Raw genomic sequence first — 21,827 nt, 5'->3', positions numbered from 1 at the left:
AGGGAAGTAGGTGAGAGGATTGCGCAATAGCGCCAATATTAACTATAACGATAGCGACGCGCATAAACTCGTACTCGAATGGTACGAATTATATTACGAAGACGTTTATCGATTTATCTATTTCATGTTGGGGGATCGGCAAAGCTGCGAGGATCTCGTTCATGATACTTTTGTTCGTGCCTTTACTTCCAGTAGTAATTTTGAAAATCGCTCTAGTATTAAAACATGGTTGTTTGGCATTGCCAAGCATATCGTCATTGATGAAATTCGTAAACGGAAACGAAGGAGCTTATTCTCATTATTCAGCATCGAAAAAGAAATTCAATGCACGACGAACGTCGAAGAACTAATCGAAACGAAAGAGTCCATTGAAGAGATACTACAAGCCATTCAAAAATTAAAACCAAACTATCGGTTAGTTGTTACCCTAGTGAAAATGGAAGAATGTCCAACAAAAGAAATAGCTGAAATTCTCAATTGGTCTGAAACGAAAGTTCGTAAAACACTCTCTAGAGCCTTGCAAGAATTAAGAAAATCAACCAATAAAGGGGGCGATTTGCATGAAGGAAAACAACAGCAGTCCATTTGATTATCAATGGAAGGAACTTCAAAAATTCAAACCAACCCCATTCGAAAAAGCTACAACAAGGACTAGACTAGAAAAAACCATCCTAAACCCAAAAGTGTCCAAAAAAACATCCTATTGGCAGAGTATTTTAGCAACTGGTCTTTTGTTTTTCATTTTGGGTAGTTTCCTTTGGGCGCTATTAGAAAATTCCCAACAGCAAATTGCAGGACAGCCCGAAGAAATCATTAAGGTTATTAGCTGGGATCTTCCAGATACCGAAGTAAGAAAAGCTGAAAATGATGGTTGGGCAATTTTTCGAAAAAATAAACCTCTTCAGGTTGGGGCAATTAATAAAGTGACACTTACAGAAAAAAACACCATTGCAGCAACTTCGGCAATGTTTGTAGAAGAAAACCTCGAAAATTTCCCGTATCCAACTCAGATGTACATCGAACATAAAAAAATGGAAAACGTGGCATTGCGTTATCACTTTTTTATCCCACTGATGGATGAAACATGGCTACATTTTACATTTGACTACAACCAATTGGAATTTGCTGAAATTTTTCAAGCAATGGCGACTCTAAACATAAAAGGGAAGAACCCGATAAAGCATCAAGGTCAACTCTATGTAAAACACGGATACGGTACGCTGCCATATCCAGTTGGAATAAAACCAATTTCAATTAATCCTCATAAAGAAATATATCTATGGGAAAGGGGAGCTCCGGACATTATAAGTGAATATTATAAAAAAATCCAAGAGCATTACGAGCTTGTTTCTACCACAACAAACAGCCGAACCTTTATTTCTGCTGATGGGATTCAAGAGGTCACCATTACGATTAAAAATAAGGAACTTACCTATGATTTCGTGTACCATCATCAGGAAGATTAATCATGAAATGACTGGAAACGTAGTTCGAATCAAAAATCGATAAGATGCTAAAAAAGTTATTGACTTAATAGTCGGTCTATATTATATTAGTCTTAATAGTTAAATAATTTCATCTCCTAAAGGGGAGTAGCTTTTACAACAAAGTCGTCATTTCGGAGTTACATTACTCTCGGCTTTGTTGGCAACTATAACGTTGTTAGCAAGACCTTTACCATGGGTAAAGGTCTTTTATTTATTTTCTACCACAAAAACCTTTACCACAAATGGTAAAGGTTTTTTCATTAATCACGAAGACAAGAGAGGAGAATTTTTTATGAAAAAAGAAAGAGTGTCATTTTCAGAATTATTAAAGCGGAACAAAGAAGAAATCTTAAGAGATAAGAAGCAGATTGAGAAAATCGAAAAACGGATGGAAGAAAAATATATAAAAAATAAGTGAGGGGAGAACAAATGATACTAAGGAAGTATATGTCATTGTTGGGAATTGGTTCAGCTACCATCGACTTGACTTTGCCAAATGAACATTATAAACCAGGGGAAATCATTAATGGATTTTTTTTAATCAAGGGTGGAACCATTGAGCAACAATTGCAGCGAATTGATTGTGATTTAGTGATGACTGACCTTACGACCGGAAATGAAAAGGTAATTGATACTACGACAATTTATACGACAAAGCAGATTCAAGCAGAAGAAAGAAGTCAATTGTCCTTTACGTTTAAGCTGCCAGAAGAACTACCATGTTCTACGCCTGAAAGATCCTATCATTTCAAAACTAGACTCACCTTTGATGAAGGGGTTGAAAGTAAGGATCAGGACGTAATAACAATATTTGCCCCCTTTTCAAACTAGAATCAAGATAATGGTATTGGTGAAACTAAACGAAAGAGATGAGTATAGGGAGGAGGGCATTCCCAAGATTCAGCTTTTCATACATGGGCCGTCATTCTAAACAAGACGGCTCCGTTTTTTACAATTCATGAATAAAAAAGAGCTAATTTTTGAAAAATACGTAAGAATATTATATCTTTAATAAGTGCAATATCATTTTTTTTTACATATTTGGAGGCTGGTCTTTTTGGCTACGGAAATATTGGTACTTTTGGTACTAATAATTTTAAATGCGTTCTTCGCTGCATCGGAGATTGCTTTAATTTCATTAAATGATAATAAAATTAAGATGTTGGCTGATGGAGGAGATAAAAAGGCAAAAATGTTGCAAAATCTTCTCTCTGAGCCGAGCCGTTTTTTAGCAACAATCCAAATTGGAATAACACTCGCCGGATTTTTAGCGAGTGCGTTTGCTGCCGGCAGTTTTGCAGGGAGACTGGCAGAAACTTTAGTCCGTTGGGGCGTTCCGATTCCTAAGAATTTATTGGAAACGATTTCTGTTGTCATTATTACATTAATCTTATCTTATTTTACTCTAGTATTAGGTGAGCTTGTCCCTAAGCGCCTAGCGTTGCAGAAAGCGGAAGCAATCGCCTATTTCGCCGTGACTCCCCTTACGATTCTATCAAAAATAACCTCCCCTTTTGTGAAGTTATTGACGTTATCGATGAATGTAATCGTTCGTTTATTTGGGGTTGATCCAAATGCCGAGGATGAGAATGTTACGGAAGAAGAAATACGGATGATGGTTGATGTTGGTAAAGAAAAAGGAACGATTCAGGACATTGAAAAACTCATGATCAATAATATTTTTGAGTTTGACAATAAAACGGTTTCAGACATTATGACTCATCGAACAAACATTGTCGCCATTCCAGTTAATACTAGTCTAAAGGAAATCGCTCAAATTGCGAACATTGAAAAATACACACGCTTTCCGGTCTATGAGGAAAACATTGATCACATCATTGGGATACTTCATGTTAAGGATTTAATTCAATTTATTGAAAATGATCATAATGATAAATTTAATTTACGTGCGTTGCTTCGTGAACCGTATTACGTCTTGGAATCGATTCGCACGGATCAATTATTTAAGGAAATGCAAAAGCATAATTTGCATATGGCAATTGCCGTTGACGAATATGGCGGAACAGATGGAATTGTCACCATTGAGGATTTGATTGAGGAAATCGTTGGTAATATTTTTGATGAATACGATGAGCGTGGCTCTGAAGCTGAGGATATTATTAGGCTAGAGCCAAATACCTATCTCATGCTCGGAACAACCAACTTATACGAGGTAGAAGATGAGATAAATGTGGAATTGCCAACGCAGGAATACGATACCTTAAGCGGGTTTGTCATTGGACAATTGGGCTACATACCAGCAACCAACGAACATCCTACGATAGAATACAAAAACGTTACTTTTAGCGTAGTAGAAATGGAAGAACTCCGAATCATGACGGTAAAGGTTATCGTAAAAGAGGAAGTAATAGAAGAAGAATAGTTCGATCCGGTAAGATGATTGTCTTACCGGATTTTATTATGTTGAAATAACTAAATATTAACATTTGCAAGAAAGATTTTTTATTATCTAAAAAATAGTCTATCAACTCCCAAGATATATATGTTAAAATAGTCCTAAAATTATGATAGATTTAATTATTCTACTAGAGGTGCTAACAAATGATGAAGAAATGGTTACTAGTTATGAGTGTAATGGGAAGTCTTTTCATAGCATCGGCTTGTTCCGATCAAACAGCGGTTAATGAAAACGAACCAGATACTGAGCAAGTTGACGAAGATTCTATAGCTGTGGTAGATGATTCAAGTGAGGAAATCGACGGCGTAGTTGAGCAGGGAGATGGGCAACTTACGGAAAAAGAAGAATATAATCAAATCTTTTCCATATTCCTTGATGATGAGATGCGAAAATCATTTGAGAAGTTAGTGGGAGATGATTTAAACATTTTCCGTGTTACCTTCCAACAAATTAATCCGGTTCCGACTGAAGATGAAAACCAAATGGCCTTCCATGGTTATATCCCGGGTCTCGAAGGAGTGGCAGAAGGCGTTGTCATCTTTGATACTACAGGTAAAATTTGGGCAGCTACTTCTGAGGGTGAGAAAGTTAATTTTTACAATAATGCTGGTGAAAAAAATCAGCATCACCCCATTATTGAAGAGTGGAGACAAAGCTTCTTCTCAGGTAGCGAAATTGTTTATAAAGCGCAATAAGAGAGAAATCATTTTCACATTATAGTCATATTTTACATCAGAAATATTTTAACAATCTGTGAACTGAATTGATAACTATCCTAAGGCGGGGTATATTGAAAGTGTGAAAAGGAAGTTTTGCAACTTTTGATTCAAGCATTGTTTTATTCCCCCCCCTTTATATATCTAAAAAGCAGGATGAGGCCCATCCTGCTTATTTTTTATTTTCTGTTTGCCTTTACTCGCTGGTTTGCCGCATTCGCACGAGCTTGTGCTTCCAAATCTTCTTGATCAGCTAATTCAGCTGAGTACTCTACATCAATTCCATCCGATTTCATATTCTTCGGTACTTGTGGAAGAGTTTGCTTATTTTTGTCCCTTGATCTCTGACCTCGTGATCTGCCCATAATATATCCCCCTTCAAACAATAAAGTACGAAAACATCAATGTTTTCGTACTTATATTGTTTGTTTATTGAAAGAAAATATTACTTAATACTTTGGTGATTATAATTTCCAGCGCGGTCTGCTCGCTTAAATTCACGAGAGTATGCAACGGCTTGCGCACTGCTTAACGTACTTTTCGTTTTATCTCTTTTGTTCTTCGACATGGTTCATCAACCTTTCCTTTAGGATTAAGTGAAATTCATATCTCATGATACTTCCCTATTTTTGCCCTAAAGATGTGGAGATAAACGGTTAATTTTGAAAAATATTCTTTAAAGCCAATTCTAAATTCGGGTAGCGGAACTCAAATTGGTACTGTAATAATTTTTTAGGTATAACTTTTTGTCCTTCCAACATGAGTATGCTCATTTCACCAAGTGCTAGCTTCATGACAAATCCAGGTAGCGGTAGCCAATGCGGCGATTTTAATACCGCGCCAAGTGTTTTGCCAAACTCATTCATCGTAACCGGATTAGGGGAGATGAAATTAATTGGCCCATGTAGTCTTTCATTTTTAATAATAAAATCAATCGCCCTTACAACATCTTCAAGATGTATCCAAGAAACCCATTGATTTCCTTTGCCTAGTTTTCCACCAATCAACATTCGGTATGGTAAGCTCATTTTTGGTAGTGCCCCGCCATTTTTCGCTAATACTATCCCAAACCGACAAAGGGCCGTCCGTACACCAAACTGATTAGCCTTTAGTGCCAAAGCTTCCCACTGTTTGACCGTTTCCGCTAAAAAATCGTTGCCGATACTGGCGCTTTCTTCGGTGAAAACTTGATGGTCCGATGTGCCATAAAATCCAATCGCACTAGCGTTGATAAGTAGTTTCGGTTTGGTGATTTCTATTATTTTTAAGATTTCGTTTGTTGCTGTTAGACGGCTTTGTAGGATCCGTGCTTTTCTTTGTTCCGTCCAGCGGCCGCTATTGATTGATTCTCCAGCCAAGTTTATCAGCACATCCACGCCAGCAAGCTGTGAACTGGGATTGCTTGTGGCTGTTAACCATTCAATCTGCTTTAGATTCGAATCGTTGCCACCTTTTCTTGTTAAAATAAATACTTCAGCACCTTGGCTAACAAAAAATTCACTAACTGCTTGACCAACAAACCCCGACCCGCCGGCAATCGCTATTTTCAATTGGAAATTCCCTCCTTTTTATTCTTTTATATCACAATTATTACAACATTGCCGCTTATATGCTAAATTGGTGGTAGAGGTGAAAATGATGGTCTATATCTCAAAAATAACAACCCAAAAAAAACAAACCGATCGCTTTAATATATATGTAGATGATGGCAACGGCGAAAAGTACGCCTTTAGCGTCGATGAAGATGTCCTTATCAAATACCAATTGAAAAAAGGCATTCATTTAGATGAATTCACACAAATGGAGGTCCTCTATCAGGACACCATCCGCAAAGCGTTGGGCGTAGCTATCCAGTATCTGGCCCACCGCATGCGCTCTGAGAAAGAAGTGAGGGACTATCTAGTTGTAAAGGAAGTGGAGGCACCCGTCATTCAGGAGGTGATTCACCGTCTCTACAATCTTAGTTATTTAAACGATGAAGAATTCGCCCTTGCCTTCGTTCGAACGCAAATAAATACAAACGATAAAGGCCCTACTGTAGTAAAAATGGAACTAAGGGAAAAGGGGGTTGCAGATCCGATTATTGACAAGGTTTTGGATGAGTTTACTTTTGACCTGCAGCTGGAAAAAGTACAAAAGCTTTGTCAAAAGGCTTTTAGCAAAAAGCGAACTGACTCCCGCTATGTCTTCGAACAAAAGCTAAAGCTGGCTTTGCAACGAAAAGGGCACTCCTTTGCGATCATTGAAGAAGTGTTGAGAAGCATGGTGGCGGAATTGGATTCAGAGGATAACCCTGAGATGGATGCGATACGCAAGCAAGGGGAGAAAGCCGTTAGAAAATTTGGCAGTGATCATACTAGAATAAAGCAATTTTTGTACCGCAAAGGGTTTTCGGTAGAACAGATTGAAGAGTACCTTGTCGAGCTTGAAATAGAGGAATAGTTCTCATGGGGGGAGAGAATCATGCTATCTCCCCTCAATCACAATCTCTGGTTGCCCAAACTGCTCCATTATTATCTCAGCGACTTCCCTCGCGGACCTCAATCGAGAAGAATCTTTAATATGGTCGCTGTTTTCCCAAAATGGCGTGTCCATTCCACCCATATAAACCGCCATAAATCTGATATTTGAGTCATCATATTCCTTCTGTAAGCTCTGGGTAAAACCGCGCACGCCAAACTTACTAGCGACATATGCAGCTTCGTTCACTTTTCCGCGCAGGCCAGCTGTTGAAATAATATTCATCACAAACCCGGACGATTGTTCGACCAAAATAGGTAGTATCGCCTTTGTGACAAAAATGGTCCCCAGTAGATTGGTTTCGATCATATCGACGATTTCCCGTTCGTCCATTTTCAATAATGGTCCAAAATGCCCAACACCAGCATTATTTACAACGCCTTCAATCGAGTAATGCTCCGTCAACCGCTTAAACTTCATGACTAGCTCATCAAACGAACGGATATCAGTTGAAATCACATCAGCACTACCACCTTGCTGTTCAATCTCAGCCTTGACCTTCTCCAATTTTTCCTTAGAACGACCAACTAAAAGTAAATGGTAATTATTTTGCGAAAATAATAAAGCAAGCTCTTTACCTAAACCGGACCCTGCTCCGGTAATAAGAATACTATTCATTCGAGTATGTTCTCCTTTCACCTTGATAGTATTTTTATTATACTAAATATAATTCAAAAAACATAAAGGGGTCGAACCAAATGGATCAACAATTGTCACAACAACAGGAAAAGCGATATAGTCAAATGACGACATATGAACTGCAGCAGGAGATTTCCCAGCTAAATGAAAAGGCGAGAAAAGCGGAACAATTGGGAATGGTAAACGAGTATGCAGTTTTAGAACGCAAGGCCATTATGGCGAAATCGTATTTAATTGACCCAGCAACAATCAAAACGGATGAACTGTATGAAATTGAGGGTGCACCTGGGACATATTTTAAAGTGAAATATTTAAATGGTGTATTCGCTTGGGGCTTTCGAATTGGTGGTGAAGGTGACGAAGAGGCGTTACCGATTTCAATGCTAAAGGAAATAAAAGGGTAAGGAGGCCCGAGAAAAAGGACCTCCTCTAATTTAATGTTGTTGGCTTTTAAATAGTTCAGGTGTGTCCGAATCGCGGTCACTTGATGCTCTCATTCGTTCTTGTGGTTGGGTATTAATGGTTCCGTCTGCTCGAAGGGAATTGTATTCCGCCTTTGCGCGTGGTTCACCTTCGAGTTTCTGGCCACTCTGCATAGGGAAGTGTGAATCTTTATTTCGCATGCGAAAACCTCCTAAAAAATCCAACTCGTGTAGAACGATTGCCCTCCACGTACCATTAGTATCGGTTTAGATAATCAAAACTATGAAAAATGATAAATGGAAAAAAGGTGATTTAAATGCAACTGTACCAAGAAAACCTAATCAAGCTTTTATTAGAAAAAAATAGCCAAATAAACGAGGATTTGGCGAGAATCTGGGTCGAACTTCTTTGGGACGATTTTGAAACTACTTATGCAAAAGCTGGAAGAGAGTATCGAGGTCCGGAGGTGACGGAACGAGTAGTTCGACAATGGATTGAAAACCATGGGGACAAGCTCCATGACTTCATCGCAAACAATCCGAAATACAAACATTTATTAGAAGGAAACAACCAATCTTTTCATTAAAAAAGGTCTGCCCGTTTGAAACGGTCAGACCTTTCTTCGTGTTCAGATCAGACTTTGGTATCATCCAGGTAAAATCGACAATTTCTTCCGTAATTTCTCTTCGCTGAACACCCAGCCGGTATAGGAGGTAATGATATTAAAATCTAAGTCTAATTGTACAACTGCGACGAATGGATAATGACCGTTGCTGCGGTAACGCAAATCGATAAAGCGAACCTCATAATAATCATCGTATTCATCAAGCTCCCAGCGGTAAACTGGTGAAAAGGATAAGAAGGCAGAGAGATTTTTATCTTTCTTAGCTGCTTCTATTACTGGGATTTCCGGAACGGGAATCCGTTCGAATTCGTCAAAAATTTTAACATGAAACCTTACTGAACGACCCACATAGAACTTCGTATCACTAATGACGGCAATTCGCCATTGATGAAATTTCATAGTTGGGGCAATAATGATTTCCGTTGCATCGGGAATCATTTTCTGTAAGGTCCGGCGAATTCTCCTTTGAGCAAGAAATCGCAGGACATAATAGGACAATATCACCGCATAAACCGCAATAAAGGTATAACCCGGATGGGCTCCAAGTGCCCAAATAATCAAGCCGACGACATGAATCGCAAAAATAAACGAATCAAACGTGTTAATCCACCCTAAAGCGACCCATTTCGACGAAAACGGACGCAATGCCTGGGTTCCATAGGCGTTAAAAATGTCGACAAACACATGCAGGAATACCGCGATAAATGTCCAAATCCATAAGTGTTGCAAATTAGCCTCCGGAAAGAACGGATAAAGCACGGCAACAATTCCAATTGGCCATAACAGAACGGCGGGGATGGAATGAGTTACCCCTCGATGATTACGAATGTATATTGCATTATTGCGCAATTTTAAAATGGTGTCTATATCAGGTGCTTGCGAGCCAACTATGGTTCCAATCAACACACTTGTTGCAGTCGCCGAACTCCCTGCTACTACTGGGTCTAATGTGGCTAAACCGCCTAAAGCAAGCCCCATTACAACATGAGTACCTGTATCCAAAAGGAAAATACCCCCTTTTTAGGTAAAATGAAAAAACTTGTCAAGTGTCATTATTATCGTATACTCTAAGGAGATGAAACATGTGAATTCACAAATCAAAATGGTTATTCACTATGAGGTTAACGAAAATTTCCGTCACCAGTACAAAAATGCTATCTCTCATATTCTTTCTCAATTGCCGACATTTGAAGCAAACCAAATAAAACTAAGTGAATCACAAAATCAAATCATCGAGACCTTTCTTTTACCAACAGAGTCTCATTATTTTGCCCTAAAGAAATTGCGAAAATCAAAAAATCATTCTTTATTTGGCTTATTGGATCTTTATATTAAGGGTGGTCTTGAGCAAATGGAATGCTATGGAATAAAAAGTTAGCTTTTTTAACATCTTGGAGGATTTATCTTGGAAACGATTGAAAAAATGGATATTGAACAATTTCAAGCAGATTTAATCAACTGGTTTACTAATGAACAGAGAGATTTACCATGGCGTAGAGAATCAGATCCCTACCGCATCTGGGTTTCTGAAATTATGCTGCAGCAAACCCGTGTCGACACTGTTATTCCTTACTATGAAAACTTCATGGAAAAGTTTCCAACTCTTTCGGACTTTGCTGCGGCTGATGAAGAAAAAATTTTAAAAGCATGGGAAGGATTAGGCTATTACTCCAGAGTGCGGAATTTACAAAATGCTTGTCGTGAAGTCCAGGAAAAGTACGCCGGTGTTGTCCCTAATACGCCAAAAGAAATTGCCAGTCTTAAAGGGATTGGCCCCTATACAGCAGGCGCCGTTCTAAGTATCGCCTATGGGGTTCCAGAACCAGCGGTTGACGGTAACGTCATGCGTGTTCTGTCACGAATTTTATCAATTTGGGAAGACATAGCTAAACCTTCGACTCGGAAAATATTCGAAGAGGCCGTCCGGAAACTAATCTCACACGATAATCCGTCCTACTTTAATCAGGCATTAATGGAGCTTGGTGCACTAATTTGTACGCCGACCTCTCCATCCTGTTTGCTTTGCCCTGTTAGAGAACATTGTAACGCTTTTGAAACTGGGACACAAACGGATTTGCCTGTGAAAACGAAAAAAACGAAGGTCAAGGATGTGAAGATTGTAGCCGGGATTTTAACGGATGAAAATGGCCGCATCTTAATTCATAAGCGTCCAGAAAGCGGATTATTGGCAAATTTGTGGGAATTTCCAAATTTTGAAGTTCATCTAGATCTAAAACGGGGACAGGCGCAGAAGGAATTTCTTGATAGATTAATAAGTCAATTTGCGGTCGAAGGAATGATTAACGAAAACCTAGGTTCGATTGATCACGTTTTCTCCCATTTAAAGTGGTTTATTCAAGTATATTCGGGAAAAATTATTTCAGAAGTAAAGGAAACACCACGTTTAAAATTAGTATCCTTAGATGAAATCGATGAATACGCCTTTCCAGTTTCTCATCAAAAAATGTTGCAACAATTTTTGAACTTTGAAAAAGAAAACGGGCGTCGATGATGCCCGTTTTTAATAAAAGCCCTTAAAGAGAGGTCAATAACCTCTTCATTATTCCTAATCAAAGACCATTTCGCTTTTATCCCCATGAACTGATTTCAAGCCACCACGCCGCTCGATTTCCTCCACAATTTTACGGTGAATCGATTGCCCTTCGCTGTTTAAGTACGGCACCATCTGCTGTAAGGAATGATGAAAATAGGTAAGCTCATGGTCTTGCCACTCGTTAATCGACATCATTGATAGTTCGGTCATATCACGACCCATACTCATCAAAACTTCCTCCTTTCCAATCCTTTCAACTCTATTTTCTTTATGATAATTGTCATCTATACATGAAAAGGCTAAAATGAAAAGGAAAAACCGAAAGGAAGAGGAATACATATGACACAAAAGGTTGCACTAATAACTGGAAGCAGTAGAGGAATCGGAAGGGCTACGGCGATTCGGCTGGCGAAACAGGGATATGACATCGTCATCAACTATGCTCGTAGTAAATCTGCTGCCCTTGAGGTTGCTTCGGAAATTGAGGCAATTGGCAGAAAGGTATTAGTCGTAAAAGCAAACGTCGGTGATGTTGAAAAAATCAAAAATATGTTTTCGCAAATTCAAGAAACCTTTGGCAGACTTGATGTTTTTGTAAGCAATGCTGCCTCTGGCGTTCAAAGACCAGTTATGGAATTAGAGGAATCCCATTGGGACTGGACAATGAATATCAATAGTAAGGCGCTGTTATTCTGCGCCCAAGAAGCCGCCAAGCTCATGGAGAAAAACGGTGGTGGTAAAATTGTTAGCATCAGTTCTCTTGGTTCCATTCGCTATCTAAAAAATTATACGACCGTCGGAGTTTCCAAAGCAGCCATCGAAGCATTGACACGCTATTTGGCCGTGGAATTGGCTCCAAAAAATATTATCGTCAATGCGATTTCTGGTGGAGCGGTTGATACAGAGGCACTTACGCATTTCCCGAACCGCGATGAACTATTAGCAGAGGCCCGTGAAAAAACGCCTGCTGGAAGAATGGTCGAAATTGATGATATGGTAAACGCAGTGATGTTCTTGCTTTCGGAAGAGTCAAATATGATTCGTGGGCAGACGATTATTATTGATGGTGGTATTTCACTTTTAGTTTAAAAAATTATTTTTTTAACATAGGATAACTTCCTTTACGATGGGTAAATTAATCATCGTGGAGGTGATAATGATGGCAAATTTCAATAACCAGCCAAACAAATCGCAAGCAGGTACTAACATTCAAGAAGTTAGACAACAAAACGCTCAATCTCAAGGTGGTCAAGGTCAATTTGGTACTGAGTTTGCAAGCGAAACAAACGCTGCTGAAGTAAGAAGTCAAAACCAACAGTCACAAGCAAATGTTGGTCAAGGATATCAAGCTCGCCAAAACGCTGCAGGCGGTGCAGGAGCATTCGGCACTGAGTTTGCAAGCGAAACAAACGCTGCTGAAGTTAGAAAGCAAAACCAACAATCACAAGCAAACGCTGGCCAAGGAGCTGCAGGAGCATTTGGTACTGAGTTCGCAAGTGAAACAAACGCTGCTGAAGTGAGACGTCAAAACCAACAGTCTCAACAAGGCCGTTCATAATACTTACCGAAAGCACCCTCATCTTATAGGGTGCTTTCTTTTGAGAACCCCAAGGTATAAATAAATTTCGATTCGACAAAACCTCCCTATACTCTACAGAACTAGTCAAAGGAAACGCTCTATTTTCCACGAATACATACTATAACCAAAAATATAAAGGCGGTGTCAGGATGAATCAATTTAACCAGTTAGTTTCCGAACAAATGAAAACCATGGAAAAATTATTATATCTCCAGGCGGAGCTGGAACGCTGCCAAGAGATAGAAACGGAACTGAGCGTGCTACAACAGGAAGCCAAAGTAGACTCTATTCAATCGGAAATAAGTAAAATGAAAGAGGAATTAAAAGAAATCCAAAAAATATTTGACCATCAAACTGAAGAAGTGATTCGCTCCTATCAATTGATGAATGAAGTCGTTTTTACATAAAAATTTAAGCCATTTACCAAAAATACACTTCATTTCCGGGAGTCATTGAAAATTCAATGGCTCTTTTGTTTTAAAATCCTTGTCCAACCGTTATAATAATAGAAAAAAGAATCGTACTTTGTCGTTTTTTTATTATTTAGAAAATGGTCGCAAAGTTTTTCGGATGAAAGTAGGGGAATAATATGGGCGTTCCCACAGAAGGTGAACCAATACAAATTCATAGCTACAAACATAACGGGCACATCCATCGTGTTTGGGAAGAGACAACGGTTTTAAAAGGGTCAGAAGTTCTGGTGATAGGTGGCAATGACAGAACGCTTGTCACGGAGTCTGATGGCCGAACTTGGATTACGAGAGAGCCAGCGATTGTATATTTTCATGCGCAATACTGGTTTAATATCATCGGAATGATTCGTGATGACGGCGTGTATTACTATTGTAATATCAGCTCACCATTCATCTACGATGGCGAGGCTTTAAAATACATTGATTACGACTTAGATATAAAGGTATATCCGGATATGTCCTATCATCTACTTGATGAAGATGAGTACGAACGACATCGCCGCGAAATGAAGTACCCAGAGGTTATTGACCAAATTTTAAAACGAAACGTTGACAAATTAATTAAATGGATCAAGCTACGCAAAGGTCCGTTTGCGCCAGATTTTATCGATATTTGGTATGAAAAATATTTATCATTAAAACGCTAAATAAAGCTACAACCTGCCTGTTGAGTCAAAAGGGCAGGTTTTCTTAAGGTTTATGACTGGAGATGAAATTTCTTGGGAAGTATCCGTAGGTATTTGCAATTTGTAAAACCATACCGATTGCAAATTATTTTAACTATTTTTATTGGAATTTTAAAATTTGCCATTCCTCTGATGATTCCACTTTTAATCAAATATGTCGTTGACGATTTGGTGGTAAGTACTGAGCTTTCGAAGGTGGAAAAAATAGAGCACCTATTATGGGTGATGGGCGTCATGCTGCTGATATTTGTAGTGATTCGACCGCCAATTGAGTATTACAGACAATACTATGCACAATGGACGGCTAGTAAAATTCTGTACGACATTCGGGATAAGCTGTTTACCCATATTCAAAAATTAAGCTTTAAATATTATTCGAACACAAAATCAGGTGAGATCATTTCTCGCGTCATTAACGATGTTGAGCAAACGAAAACGTTTGTAGTTACCGGGCTCATGAATCTCTGGCTAGATATGGCAACGATTTTTATCGCAATCGCCATCATGTTCACGATGAGCGTCAAATTGACGTTGATTTCTTTAGTCCTGTTTCCGCTGTACGCGATTTCGGTCCGCTACTTCTTTGGAAATTTACGAAAATTAACGAAATCGCGCTCGCAAGCTTTAGCTGAGGTCCAAAGCTACCTGCACGAACGGGTTCAAGGCATGCCGGTTGTCAAAAGTTTTGCCATCGAAGACCATGAACAATCACAATTCGCTCGGCAAAACCGTAACTTTTTGGAAAAGGCGCTTGACCATACACGTTGGAATGCGAAATCCTTTTCGGCAGTCAATACTATTACCGACATCGCACCATTGGTCGTCATCGGCTATTCAGCTCTTCAGGTGATCAATGGTCATTTAACCATCGGGACAATGATTGCATTTATTGCGTATATAGACAGGCTATACAACCCATTACGCCGAATGGTTAATTCCTCGACAACTTTAACACAGTCAATCGCATCGATGGACCGTGTCTTTGAATTCATTGATGAGAAATATGACATCGAAGACGGTCCGGATGCCAAACTTTGCGAAAAAGTGCAAGGAAATATTAGTTTTAACCAAGTATCCTTTTCTTATCATGAAAATGATGAATTAGTGTTAAAAAATATCAATCTTAAGGTACAAAAAGGCGAAACGATTGCCTTAGTCGGGATGAGCGGCGGTGGAAAATCTTCGTTAGTTAGTTTGATTCCACGTTTTTACGACGTCACAGCTGGAGCGATTTTACTGGATGATGTTGATATCCGTGAGTATAAAGTTCGCAGCTTAAGAGATAAAATCGGAATGGTCTTCCAGGATAATATCTTGTTTAGCGATTCAGTGCGCGAAAATATTCTTCTTGGCAAACCAAAAGCTACTGAAGAGGAAGTAATCGAGGCAGCAAAAGCCGCGAATGCGCACGACTTTATTATGAATCTTCCAAACGGTTATGATACGAAGGTAGGTGAGCGGGGCGTAAAGCTCTCTGGCGGGCAAAAGCAACGAATAGCGATTGCTAGGGTCTTTTTAAAAAATCCCCCCATTTTGATTTTAGATGAAGCAACTTCAGCTTTAGATTTGGAGAGTGAGCACCTAATTCAAGAATCCTTTGAGCGACTAGCAAAAGATCGTACCACTTTTATTGTGGCGCACCGTCTTTCGACAATCACTCATGCCGACCGTATTGTCCTAATCGAACACGGAGAAATTGTCGAAATCGGCAGTCATGAAGAGTTGATGTTGAAACAAGGCGGATACTACCGCTTATTCCAAGTGCAGCAGTTTGAGCCTAGTACGGTTTGATTAACATTGCGGAAAAATATTTAGAAAATTTTTATTTTTGGGGTTTAACCTCTAATTGGACAGGGTAGTTAAGTAACTATTACTACAATAATGGGGTGAACCAAATGAAGCCAGGAAATAAAGTCTTGTATCAAGGTGATGAATATGTTGTATTTTATACTTATCAAAACGGTTTTTGTGAGATAAAAGAAATAACCGACTCAAGTATCGCAAATATTCTACTGGTTCCTGAGGCCAACATTATTGCTGTAAATTAAAACAAACTCATGCCTACTTGGCACGAGTTTGTTTTTTTATTTATCCCATTAGTTGTTCAAATGCTTGGCGCACCGCATACAGTGTTGCCTCTACATCTTCTTCTGTATGAGCAATGGTAACAAACCAAGCTTCGTATTTGGAAGGAGCAAGGTTTATTCCTTGGTTCAGCATTAGCTTAAAGAACTTTGCAAACATTTCTCCATCCGTATTTTCTGCCTGCTCGTAATTGAAGACTGTTTCCGTAGTAAAATAAACGGTTAACGCTCCCTTTAAACGATTAATTGTAATCGGAACATTGTATTCCTTTGCGGCGCTTAAAATGCCATCTTCTAAAAGCGCCCCCAATTGATCAAGGTATTCATAAACACCTTCTTGCTGAAGTACCTCTAAGCAAGCGATTCCCGCTAGGATCGATGCCGGGTTCCCCGCCATTGTACCCGCTTGATAGGCAGGTCCTAATGGGGCGACTTTTTCCATTATTTCTTTACGTCCACCGTAGGCCCCAATCGGCAACCCACCGCCAATAATTTTACCAAGGGCCGTTAAGTCAGGAGTAATGCCTAGTAAATCTTGTGCTCCGCCGTACATGAAACGGAATGCGGTTATGACTTCATCGTAGATAACAAGTGCACCTGCAGCATGGGTCAGGTCGTTAACCTGTTGGAGGAACCCAGGTTTCGGTTCAACAATTCCAAAGTTACCAACAATCGGTTCAACGAGTACAGCTGCGATTTGGTTTCCCCATTTCTCAAGAGCTTCTTTAAATGGCTCGATGTCATTAAAAGGAACCGTGATAACTTCTTGGGCAATGCTTTTTGGAACTCCGGCAGAATCAGGTGTCCCAAGTGTTGAAGGCCCAGATCCGGCTGCAACGAGTACAAGATCGGAATGTCCATGGTAACAGCCGGCAAACTTAATGATCTTGTCCCGGCCGGTATAGGCGCGTGCAACTCTTATCGTCGTCATTACTGCTTCAGTTCCAGAGTTGACGAAGCGTACCTTTTCCAGCCCGGGCATTGCTTCCTTTAGCATTTTCGCGAACTTCACTTCGTGTGGAGTAGGTGTTCCGTATAATACTCCGGACTCTGCTGCTCTTGTAATGGCTTTTGTAATATGTGGGTGGGCATGGCCGGTAATAATCGGGCCATATGCCGCCAAATAATCTATGTATTGATTGCCATCAACATCCCAAAAGTAAGCACCTTGGGCACGCTCCATTACAACCGGCGCACCACCGCCAACTGCCTTATAGGAACGCGAGGGACTATTCACCCCTCCGACAATATGCTCTAACGCTTCTCCATATATTCTTTCTGATTGATCAAATCGCACAATAGTAACCTCCTAAGGGAATGATTGCTTTTTTATTCTAACACGATTGGTGTAGTTGATGCTTTTTTCATATTTTTTAAAATTATTCCTTTGGTGATAGGTACTGTCAGCCCCCCATCACAAAAACAATCTAGTCTTTTCATGTCCAAGCCCGCATAAAAATGATAAAAAACCTATATGAGAGGGAACACCTATGATTTCAATCCTCTTTTTTATATCGATTACCGGTTGTATTTTGATGACCATAAAAACACTATTTTCACCCAATAAAATCAAAGGAAAGATGCTTTCAATTGAAAATTTTTTGGTTCTCACGGTGGTCTATATAACCATCACGCTCGGCTTCGCCCTTATTTATCTACTTTTTGATCTTCAAGGCAATCCTATCGTCCGAGATGGTCTCCTTACGGAAGGAGACGGCTTTTTTCTCCGTCTAGAATCAAGCTTTTATTTCAGTGCAATGACGCTTTTTTCTGTTGGCTACGGTGACATCTATCCAATTGGAATAGGCAGGATAATTGCTGTGTTTGAGGCGCTTATTGGTTACACCATCCCTGCAGCATTTGTCGCACGGGCATTCTATGACCGTTAACAACTAATCCAGTCAAGATAGTTGTATTTGTCGATTAAATTGGATAGGCTCATGGTATACACCAAAAAAGGAGGCCATCCAAACAAAATGACAGTACAAATTGGTGAACTAGCACCAGACTTTCAATTAGAATCCAATACAGGTGAAACAATCAAATTATCAGACTATCGTGGTAAAAATGTTGTACTTTACTTTTACCCACAAGATATGACACCAACTTGCACAACACAGGCATGTAATTTTCGCGATTACCATCAAAACTTTCAAGAATTAGATACGGTAATTTTAGGAGTTAGTCCCGACCCGATTCAAAAGCACGAGAAATTTATTAATAAACATGGCTTGCCATTTTTACTATTAGCGGATGTTAACTTAGTCGCCGCGAAGGCATACCACGTCTGGAAGCTCAAGAAAACGTTCGGGAAAGAATATATGGGCATTATCAGATCCACTTTTATTATTGACAAAAATGGTTGCTTAGTAAAAGAGTGGCGAAATATACGAATTAAAGGGCATGTCGAAGAAGCCTTAACTTATATAAAAGAACATCTTTCTTAGCCTATTTTTTACAACCCGTGGCTAGTGTCCATTCCACTAAACAAGTTTTGAATAACATTATATTAGGGCATACCTCCTCAAATAAGTTTTGGCAGATCACTTAGTGATCTGCCCTTTTTTTATTGGCTGTGTTTTAATGATAACTTTTATTTTAAGAAATTGTTGATTGGAGCGGAAGGCACTCGACTCCTGCGGGACATAGCGTCCAAGGGTGAGTCTCCGCAGGAGCTAAGCGACGAGGAGGCTCACCGGACGCCCCGCGGAAAGCGAGTGCCTGGAGCGGAAATCAACAGACTTCTATAACACAGCTATTTTATTTAAAATTTCCCACAATAATGGAAAGTACGATAAACTACATACATATAATAAAAATAAGCTAAAAAAGGGGATACTATAGTGAAAATCTATACGAAAACTGGGGACAAAGGTACCACTTCACTCATTTACGGACAACGCGTTGCGAAAAACGATCAACGAGTGGAAGCGTATGGCTCTTGTGATGAAACCAACTCAATGATTGGTCTTGCGTTGAGTTATTTAAAGAATGTTGATTTTGAAGGAAAAGCAGACTTTTTACAAATCTTTGCTAAAATTCAAACTACGCTTTTTCACGTCGGAGCAGAGCTAGCCACACCTGCAGGAAAAGAAGTGAAATGGAAACTTAAAGCAGAAGACATCAGTGAATTGGAATCTCACATTGATGAATGGGATACTAATCTTCCTATGCTAATGAATTTTATTTTACCTAGTGGACATCCTTCCGGTGCAGCCCTTCATGTAGCTAGAACCGTTGTCAGAAGAGCGGAACGCAATGCAGTGGCGATTGGTGAAGAAGTTAATCCATTAGTTCTTTCCTATCTGAATCGTTTATCTGACCTATTGTTTGTTGCCGCACGATATGTTAATGCCAAACTTGGAGAGCCAGAAAACACTCTGCGACCAAATTCCTAAGAAAATGGCACTTACCAAGTTTATGATATTGACAAGATAATAATGTCCTTAGTACACTAATTATAAACATTATAAAATAAGAATCTTTTTTGAAAGGGGTGCATGGCGATGTCAAATCAATTAAAAGAAGCATTAGATACATTAAAGGAGACCGGAGTTCGAATCACTCCGCAACGTCATGCCATTTTAGAATACTTAATCAACTCTATGTCACACCCGACTGCCGATGATATATATAAAGCGCTCGAAGGTAAATTTCCGAACATGAGTGTCGCAACGGTTTACAACAATCTACGCGTTTTCCGTGAAGTAGGTCTCGTTAAAGAACTAACTTATGGCGACGCTTCAAGCCGCTTTGACTATATCACCAGCAATCACTATCATGTGATCTGTGAAGACTGTGGAAAAATTGTGGATTTTCACTATCCAGGGCTTGATGAAGTAGAACATTTGGCTTCCCATGTGACGGGGTTTAAAGTTGGACATCACCGAATGGAAATTTATGGGTCATGTCCAGACTGTGCTTCAAAAAATACGCATTAAAAAAGGATGGCAAAAGTGCCATCCTTTACTTTTTTCGATTATATTTCTCATCAAACTCTTTGCCCTCAAGATTTGGATCCAATGTAAGCGGTTCGCGGCAATACATACACATATCCACACGACCAAGCATTTTCGTTTGCTTTTGGCAATTGGGACAAGTGACCTGAACCGTTTTAGTCGAGAGCATCCCAATCCAAAAATAAACCACCGTACTGGCAATGATAAAAAGTAATCCAAATATCATAAAGATTGTCATAATGACTGGGGAAGTTCGAAAGAAGATACCACCATACATCACAATAAATCCTACAAAGATTAACCCTAAGGCGAAGCTGCGAATTTTATTAATCTTACTTGAATATTTCACCATCATAATCTTCCTCCCAAAGAATAACTATATCATATAATGATAGCGATTAGAATTGAAAAGAAGGATATTAAAAACTCCTGTCGAAAATATAAAATAAACGAAGAATCTATGTGGTGGACAAGGTTTCCCACCAATAATGGAGGCGCATGGACCGTGGAACATATTCTAAGGCCAATTTATCAGGAACGAGCAAGTCATCCCAATACATTAGGAATTATAGCAATAGAAAAAGGCATAAAAGCTAATATTCATACCGATACATTTGATGTCGTCCTTTTAATTATCCAAAAGGATCATGAACACCAATGGTTTGTTAAACATTATTCTTATGATGTTGATAAAAAAGCAGCCATGCACATCGTCTCTGAGGGGAAGCTAAAGGAATGGATTATGCTTGGCTCGAATCGAAAAATTTTTGATTGGCTCTTAAATGGGAAAATCATTTTCGACCGAAAGGATTTTCTTGAAAATTTAAAGACAGAACTAAGAGAATTTCCCTTTTATGGACGGAAGCTGAAGATGGGCTTGGAATTCGCCAAACTCATTCGTCGCTATGTCGATGGAAAAACCTTTTTTGATCATCAACAATTTTTAGATGCATTCAATCATATGGTGCATTGCTTGCATCACTTAGCAAGACTTGCTGTCATCGAGAATGGATTTCACCCAGAGGTAACCGTTTGGCAGCAGGTTAAACAGATTGAACCGGAAATTTTTAAATTATATGAAGAACTAGTCAGTAGCACTGAAACGCTGGAAAAACGTCTAGAACTCCTATTTCTTGCTAGCGAATTTCTTATTCATTCACGGACAGTCGTAGGAATATCACATTTAATCGATATACTATCAACAAAAGAATATTGGTCATTTCAAGAGATGATGGAGCATGAGGAATTAGCCCCTTACTCGGTTGATTTAGAAGTTCTATTAGAATATTTAATTGATAAGAACTTCCTAAGAGTTGTCAGTGCCGAAACAAAGGGACTTGGTGTCTACCACCGCTACTATAAGGTGAAGGAAAGATTATTTTAAAAAAATAAAATAAACTATTGACCTCTGTTGAAATACTTGTTATATTAATATCCGTCGCTGCGAAATTCTCAATGAGTTAATCGCGGTTGACGGGTTTAACAAAGTAAAAAAGATGTTGACATGAAAAACTCAACATGCTATATTATAAAAGTCGCCTCTAACGCGACAACGAAATTGTTCTTTGAAAACTAAACAACCAAACATTAACAAACTTCTTTTTTTTAAAAAGAAAACAAGCCAGATTAACTTTTTGAGCTTTTATCAACTCTTTATTGGAGA

Annotated in this window: 31 protein-coding genes; 22 read left to right on the top strand and 9 right to left on the bottom strand. The window is 39.1% G+C overall.

Features of this window, described 5'->3' with window-relative positions; genetic code table 11:
• Positions 1-10 precede the first annotated feature (10 nt).
• The 6 genes from ACX9YW_RS19510 (at position 11) to ACX9YW_RS19485 (ending at position 4,601) form a co-directional block, all read left to right on the top strand.
• Complete coding sequence (locus ACX9YW_RS19510) at positions 11-589, top strand: RNA polymerase sigma factor (protein WP_460349638.1); 579 nt, start codon at positions 11-13, stop codon at positions 587-589.
• Positions 561-1,466, top strand: a complete 906-nt coding sequence (locus ACX9YW_RS19505; protein ID WP_460349637.1) for a hypothetical protein — start codon at positions 561-563, stop codon at positions 1,464-1,466. Before ACX9YW_RS19510 ends, ACX9YW_RS19505 begins: the two co-directional genes overlap by 29 nt.
• Before the next feature lie 313 nt (positions 1,467-1,779).
• Complete coding sequence (locus tag ACX9YW_RS19500; RefSeq protein WP_460349635.1) at positions 1,780-1,905, top strand: FbpB family small basic protein; 126 nt, start codon at positions 1,780-1,782, stop codon at positions 1,903-1,905.
• 11 nt (positions 1,906-1,916) lie between these two features.
• Entirely contained in the window at positions 1,917-2,318 is a 402-nt protein-coding gene (locus tag ACX9YW_RS19495; protein ID WP_460349633.1) for a sporulation protein, read from the top strand.
• 226 nt (positions 2,319-2,544) lie between these two features.
• Complete coding sequence (locus ACX9YW_RS19490; protein WP_460349631.1) at positions 2,545-3,870, top strand: hemolysin family protein; 1,326 nt, start codon at positions 2,545-2,547, stop codon at positions 3,868-3,870.
• A 179-nt stretch (positions 3,871-4,049) separates the two neighbouring features.
• Complete coding sequence (locus ACX9YW_RS19485) at positions 4,050-4,601, top strand: hypothetical protein (RefSeq protein ID WP_460349629.1); 552 nt, start codon at positions 4,050-4,052, stop codon at positions 4,599-4,601.
• 200 nt (positions 4,602-4,801) lie between these two features.
• Here the strand turns inward: ACX9YW_RS19485 and ACX9YW_RS19480 are convergent, their stop codons facing one another.
• The 3 genes from ACX9YW_RS19480 to ACX9YW_RS19470 all read right to left on the bottom strand — a co-directional run bounded on the left by ACX9YW_RS19480 (position 4,802) and on the right by ACX9YW_RS19470 (position 6,172).
• Complete coding sequence (locus ACX9YW_RS19480) at positions 4,802-4,987, bottom strand: YfhD family protein (protein WP_460349627.1); 186 nt, start codon at positions 4,985-4,987, stop codon at positions 4,802-4,804.
• 80 nt (positions 4,988-5,067) lie between these two features.
• Positions 5,068-5,190 carry a YfhE family protein gene (locus tag ACX9YW_RS19475; protein ID WP_460349625.1) on the bottom strand — a complete coding sequence of 41 codons (123 nt, stop codon included), beginning with the start codon at positions 5,188-5,190 and terminating at the stop codon, positions 5,068-5,070.
• 88 nt (positions 5,191-5,278) lie between these two features.
• Positions 5,279-6,172: a TIGR01777 family oxidoreductase gene (locus tag ACX9YW_RS19470; RefSeq protein WP_460349623.1), complete on the bottom strand. Its 894-nt coding sequence runs from the start codon at positions 6,170-6,172 to the stop codon at positions 5,279-5,281.
• A gap of 85 nt (positions 6,173-6,257) precedes the next feature.
• Here ACX9YW_RS19470 and recX point away from each other — a divergent pair, with 85 nt between their 5' ends.
• Positions 6,258-7,064 (top strand): recombination regulator RecX, encoded by an 807-nt coding sequence (recX, locus tag ACX9YW_RS19465; RefSeq protein ID WP_460349621.1) that lies wholly within the window; start codon positions 6,258-6,260, stop codon positions 7,062-7,064.
• Between the two features lie 24 nt (positions 7,065-7,088).
• On the opposite strand, the gene ACX9YW_RS19460 is transcribed toward recX, so the two are convergent.
• The gene (locus ACX9YW_RS19460; protein ID WP_460349619.1) at positions 7,089-7,760 is read right to left on the bottom strand and encodes an SDR family NAD(P)-dependent oxidoreductase; all 672 of its coding nucleotides are present in this window, start codon (positions 7,758-7,760) and stop codon (positions 7,089-7,091) included.
• Positions 7,761-7,840: 80 nt separating this feature from the next.
• Between ACX9YW_RS19460 and ACX9YW_RS19455 the strand changes: the two genes are divergently transcribed.
• Positions 7,841-8,185 (top strand): YfhH family protein, encoded by a 345-nt coding sequence (locus ACX9YW_RS19455; protein ID WP_460349617.1) that lies wholly within the window; start codon positions 7,841-7,843, stop codon positions 8,183-8,185.
• 30 nt (positions 8,186-8,215) lie between these two features.
• Here the strand turns inward: ACX9YW_RS19455 and ACX9YW_RS19450 are convergent, their stop codons facing one another.
• On the bottom strand, positions 8,216-8,404 hold the full coding sequence (locus tag ACX9YW_RS19450; protein WP_460349615.1) for a small, acid-soluble spore protein K: 189 nt from the start codon (positions 8,402-8,404) through the stop codon (positions 8,216-8,218).
• Positions 8,405-8,520: 116 nt separating this feature from the next.
• Between ACX9YW_RS19450 and ACX9YW_RS19445 the strand changes: the two genes are divergently transcribed.
• Positions 8,521-8,790 (top strand): YfhJ family protein, encoded by a 270-nt coding sequence (locus ACX9YW_RS19445; RefSeq protein ID WP_460349613.1) that lies wholly within the window; start codon positions 8,521-8,523, stop codon positions 8,788-8,790.
• Between the two features lie 60 nt (positions 8,791-8,850).
• Here the strand turns inward: ACX9YW_RS19445 and ACX9YW_RS19440 are convergent, their stop codons facing one another.
• The gene (locus tag ACX9YW_RS19440; protein ID WP_460349611.1) at positions 8,851-9,831 is read right to left on the bottom strand and encodes a metal-dependent hydrolase; all 981 of its coding nucleotides are present in this window, start codon (positions 9,829-9,831) and stop codon (positions 8,851-8,853) included.
• Positions 9,832-9,913: 82 nt separating this feature from the next.
• Between ACX9YW_RS19440 and ACX9YW_RS19435 the strand changes: the two genes are divergently transcribed.
• The gene (locus ACX9YW_RS19435) at positions 9,914-10,207 is read left to right on the top strand and encodes a hypothetical protein (protein WP_460349609.1); all 294 of its coding nucleotides are present in this window, start codon (positions 9,914-9,916) and stop codon (positions 10,205-10,207) included.
• Positions 10,208-10,252: 45 nt separating this feature from the next.
• Positions 10,253-11,341: an A/G-specific adenine glycosylase gene (mutY, locus tag ACX9YW_RS19430; RefSeq protein ID WP_460349742.1), complete on the top strand. Its 1,089-nt coding sequence runs from the start codon at positions 10,253-10,255 to the stop codon at positions 11,339-11,341.
• 54 nt (positions 11,342-11,395) lie between these two features.
• Here the strand turns inward: mutY and yfhS are convergent, their stop codons facing one another.
• On the bottom strand, positions 11,396-11,611 hold the full coding sequence (yfhS, locus tag ACX9YW_RS19425) for a mother cell protein YfhS (protein WP_460349606.1): 216 nt from the start codon (positions 11,609-11,611) through the stop codon (positions 11,396-11,398).
• A 111-nt stretch (positions 11,612-11,722) separates the two neighbouring features.
• On the opposite strand from yfhS, the gene fabL reads away from it, so the two are divergent.
• The 6 genes from fabL (at position 11,723) to ACX9YW_RS19395 (ending at position 16,169) form a co-directional block, all read left to right on the top strand.
• Positions 11,723-12,472, top strand: coding sequence for an enoyl-[acyl-carrier-protein] reductase FabL (gene fabL, locus ACX9YW_RS19420; RefSeq protein ID WP_460349604.1), 750 nt, complete (start codon positions 11,723-11,725; stop codon positions 12,470-12,472).
• Between the two features lie 67 nt (positions 12,473-12,539).
• Positions 12,540-12,941 carry a gamma-type small acid-soluble spore protein gene (locus ACX9YW_RS19415; protein WP_460349602.1) on the top strand — a complete coding sequence of 134 codons (402 nt, stop codon included), beginning with the start codon at positions 12,540-12,542 and terminating at the stop codon, positions 12,939-12,941.
• A gap of 170 nt (positions 12,942-13,111) precedes the next feature.
• Entirely contained in the window at positions 13,112-13,369 is a 258-nt protein-coding gene (locus ACX9YW_RS19410) for a YgaB family protein (protein WP_460349600.1), read from the top strand.
• Between the two features lie 182 nt (positions 13,370-13,551).
• Positions 13,552-14,082, top strand: coding sequence for a nucleoside tri-diphosphate phosphatase (ntdP, locus tag ACX9YW_RS19405; protein ID WP_460349598.1), 531 nt, complete (start codon positions 13,552-13,554; stop codon positions 14,080-14,082).
• 72 nt (positions 14,083-14,154) lie between these two features.
• Complete coding sequence (locus tag ACX9YW_RS19400) at positions 14,155-15,912, top strand: ABC transporter ATP-binding protein (protein ID WP_460349596.1); 1,758 nt, start codon at positions 14,155-14,157, stop codon at positions 15,910-15,912.
• 104 nt (positions 15,913-16,016) lie between these two features.
• Complete coding sequence (locus ACX9YW_RS19395) at positions 16,017-16,169, top strand: hypothetical protein (RefSeq protein WP_460349594.1); 153 nt, start codon at positions 16,017-16,019, stop codon at positions 16,167-16,169.
• A gap of 40 nt (positions 16,170-16,209) precedes the next feature.
• On the opposite strand, the gene ACX9YW_RS19390 is transcribed toward ACX9YW_RS19395, so the two are convergent.
• Positions 16,210-17,502: a glutamate-1-semialdehyde 2,1-aminomutase gene (locus ACX9YW_RS19390; RefSeq protein WP_460349592.1), complete on the bottom strand. Its 1,293-nt coding sequence runs from the start codon at positions 17,500-17,502 to the stop codon at positions 16,210-16,212.
• Positions 17,503-17,695: 193 nt separating this feature from the next.
• Here ACX9YW_RS19390 and ACX9YW_RS19385 point away from each other — a divergent pair, with 193 nt between their 5' ends.
• From ACX9YW_RS19385 to perR, 4 genes are all read left to right on the top strand, one after another.
• A complete protein-coding gene (locus ACX9YW_RS19385) occupies positions 17,696-18,094 on the top strand; it encodes an ion channel (protein ID WP_460349590.1) in 399 nt (132 codons plus the stop codon).
• Positions 18,095-18,181: 87 nt separating this feature from the next.
• Entirely contained in the window at positions 18,182-18,652 is a 471-nt protein-coding gene (gene bcp / locus ACX9YW_RS19380) for a thioredoxin-dependent thiol peroxidase (RefSeq protein WP_460349588.1), read from the top strand.
• A 396-nt stretch (positions 18,653-19,048) separates the two neighbouring features.
• Positions 19,049-19,603, top strand: coding sequence for a cob(I)yrinic acid a,c-diamide adenosyltransferase (locus tag ACX9YW_RS19375; RefSeq protein ID WP_460349586.1), 555 nt, complete (start codon positions 19,049-19,051; stop codon positions 19,601-19,603).
• A 108-nt stretch (positions 19,604-19,711) separates the two neighbouring features.
• Positions 19,712-20,146, top strand: a complete 435-nt coding sequence (gene perR, locus ACX9YW_RS19370; RefSeq protein WP_460349584.1) for a peroxide-responsive transcriptional repressor PerR — start codon at positions 19,712-19,714, stop codon at positions 20,144-20,146.
• Between the two features lie 25 nt (positions 20,147-20,171).
• On the opposite strand, the gene ACX9YW_RS19365 is transcribed toward perR, so the two are convergent.
• Positions 20,172-20,519 (bottom strand): YgzB family protein, encoded by a 348-nt coding sequence (locus ACX9YW_RS19365; protein ID WP_460349582.1) that lies wholly within the window; start codon positions 20,517-20,519, stop codon positions 20,172-20,174.
• A 150-nt stretch (positions 20,520-20,669) separates the two neighbouring features.
• Here ACX9YW_RS19365 and ACX9YW_RS19360 point away from each other — a divergent pair, with 150 nt between their 5' ends.
• A complete protein-coding gene (locus tag ACX9YW_RS19360) occupies positions 20,670-21,548 on the top strand; it encodes a nucleotidyltransferase-like protein (RefSeq protein ID WP_460349580.1) in 879 nt (292 codons plus the stop codon).
• Positions 21,549-21,827: the final 279 nt, after the last annotated feature.

Source organism: Pseudoneobacillus rhizolycopersici (assembly GCF_054786815.1).
This window is presented reverse-complemented; position numbering and strand designations above follow the sequence as displayed.

Excerpts from the sequence above, each read along its gene's own strand:
- ACX9YW_RS19480 (WP_460349627.1), bottom strand. The coding sequence starts at position 4,987 with ATGGGCAGATCACGAGGTCAGAGATCAAGGGACAAAAATAAGCAAACT.
- ACX9YW_RS19450 (WP_460349615.1), bottom strand. The coding sequence starts at position 8,404 with ATGCGAAATAAAGATTCACACTTCCCTATGCAGAGTGGCCAGAAACTC.
- fabL (WP_460349604.1), top strand. The coding sequence starts at position 11,723 with ATGACACAAAAGGTTGCACTAATAACTGGAAGCAGTAGAGGAATCGGA.
- ACX9YW_RS19365 (WP_460349582.1), bottom strand. The coding sequence starts at position 20,519 with ATGATGGTGAAATATTCAAGTAAGATTAATAAAATTCGCAGCTTCGCC.
- ACX9YW_RS19455 (WP_460349617.1), top strand. The coding sequence starts at position 7,841 with ATGGATCAACAATTGTCACAACAACAGGAAAAGCGATATAGTCAAATG.
- bcp (WP_460349588.1), top strand. The coding sequence starts at position 18,182 with ATGACAGTACAAATTGGTGAACTAGCACCAGACTTTCAATTAGAATCC.
- ntdP (WP_460349598.1), top strand. The coding sequence starts at position 13,552 with ATGGGCGTTCCCACAGAAGGTGAACCAATACAAATTCATAGCTACAAA.
- ACX9YW_RS19495 (WP_460349633.1), top strand. The coding sequence starts at position 1,917 with ATGATACTAAGGAAGTATATGTCATTGTTGGGAATTGGTTCAGCTACC.
- mutY (WP_460349742.1), top strand. The coding sequence starts at position 10,253 with ATGGATATTGAACAATTTCAAGCAGATTTAATCAACTGGTTTACTAAT.
- ACX9YW_RS19385 (WP_460349590.1), top strand. The coding sequence starts at position 17,696 with ATGATTTCAATCCTCTTTTTTATATCGATTACCGGTTGTATTTTGATG.
- ACX9YW_RS19500 (WP_460349635.1), top strand. The coding sequence starts at position 1,780 with ATGAAAAAAGAAAGAGTGTCATTTTCAGAATTATTAAAGCGGAACAAA.
- yfhS (WP_460349606.1), bottom strand. The coding sequence starts at position 11,611 with ATGAGTATGGGTCGTGATATGACCGAACTATCAATGATGTCGATTAAC.
- ACX9YW_RS19485 (WP_460349629.1), top strand. The coding sequence starts at position 4,050 with ATGATGAAGAAATGGTTACTAGTTATGAGTGTAATGGGAAGTCTTTTC.
- ACX9YW_RS19505 (WP_460349637.1), top strand. The coding sequence starts at position 561 with ATGAAGGAAAACAACAGCAGTCCATTTGATTATCAATGGAAGGAACTT.
- ACX9YW_RS19445 (WP_460349613.1), top strand. The coding sequence starts at position 8,521 with ATGCAACTGTACCAAGAAAACCTAATCAAGCTTTTATTAGAAAAAAAT.
- ACX9YW_RS19410 (WP_460349600.1), top strand. The coding sequence starts at position 13,112 with ATGAATCAATTTAACCAGTTAGTTTCCGAACAAATGAAAACCATGGAA.
- ACX9YW_RS19395 (WP_460349594.1), top strand. The coding sequence starts at position 16,017 with ATGAAGCCAGGAAATAAAGTCTTGTATCAAGGTGATGAATATGTTGTA.
- ACX9YW_RS19475 (WP_460349625.1), bottom strand. The coding sequence starts at position 5,190 with ATGTCGAAGAACAAAAGAGATAAAACGAAAAGTACGTTAAGCAGTGCG.
- ACX9YW_RS19415 (WP_460349602.1), top strand. The coding sequence starts at position 12,540 with ATGATGGCAAATTTCAATAACCAGCCAAACAAATCGCAAGCAGGTACT.
- recX (WP_460349621.1), top strand. The coding sequence starts at position 6,258 with ATGATGGTCTATATCTCAAAAATAACAACCCAAAAAAAACAAACCGAT.
- perR (WP_460349584.1), top strand. The coding sequence starts at position 19,712 with ATGTCAAATCAATTAAAAGAAGCATTAGATACATTAAAGGAGACCGGA.
- ACX9YW_RS19460 (WP_460349619.1), bottom strand. The coding sequence starts at position 7,760 with ATGAATAGTATTCTTATTACCGGAGCAGGGTCCGGTTTAGGTAAAGAG.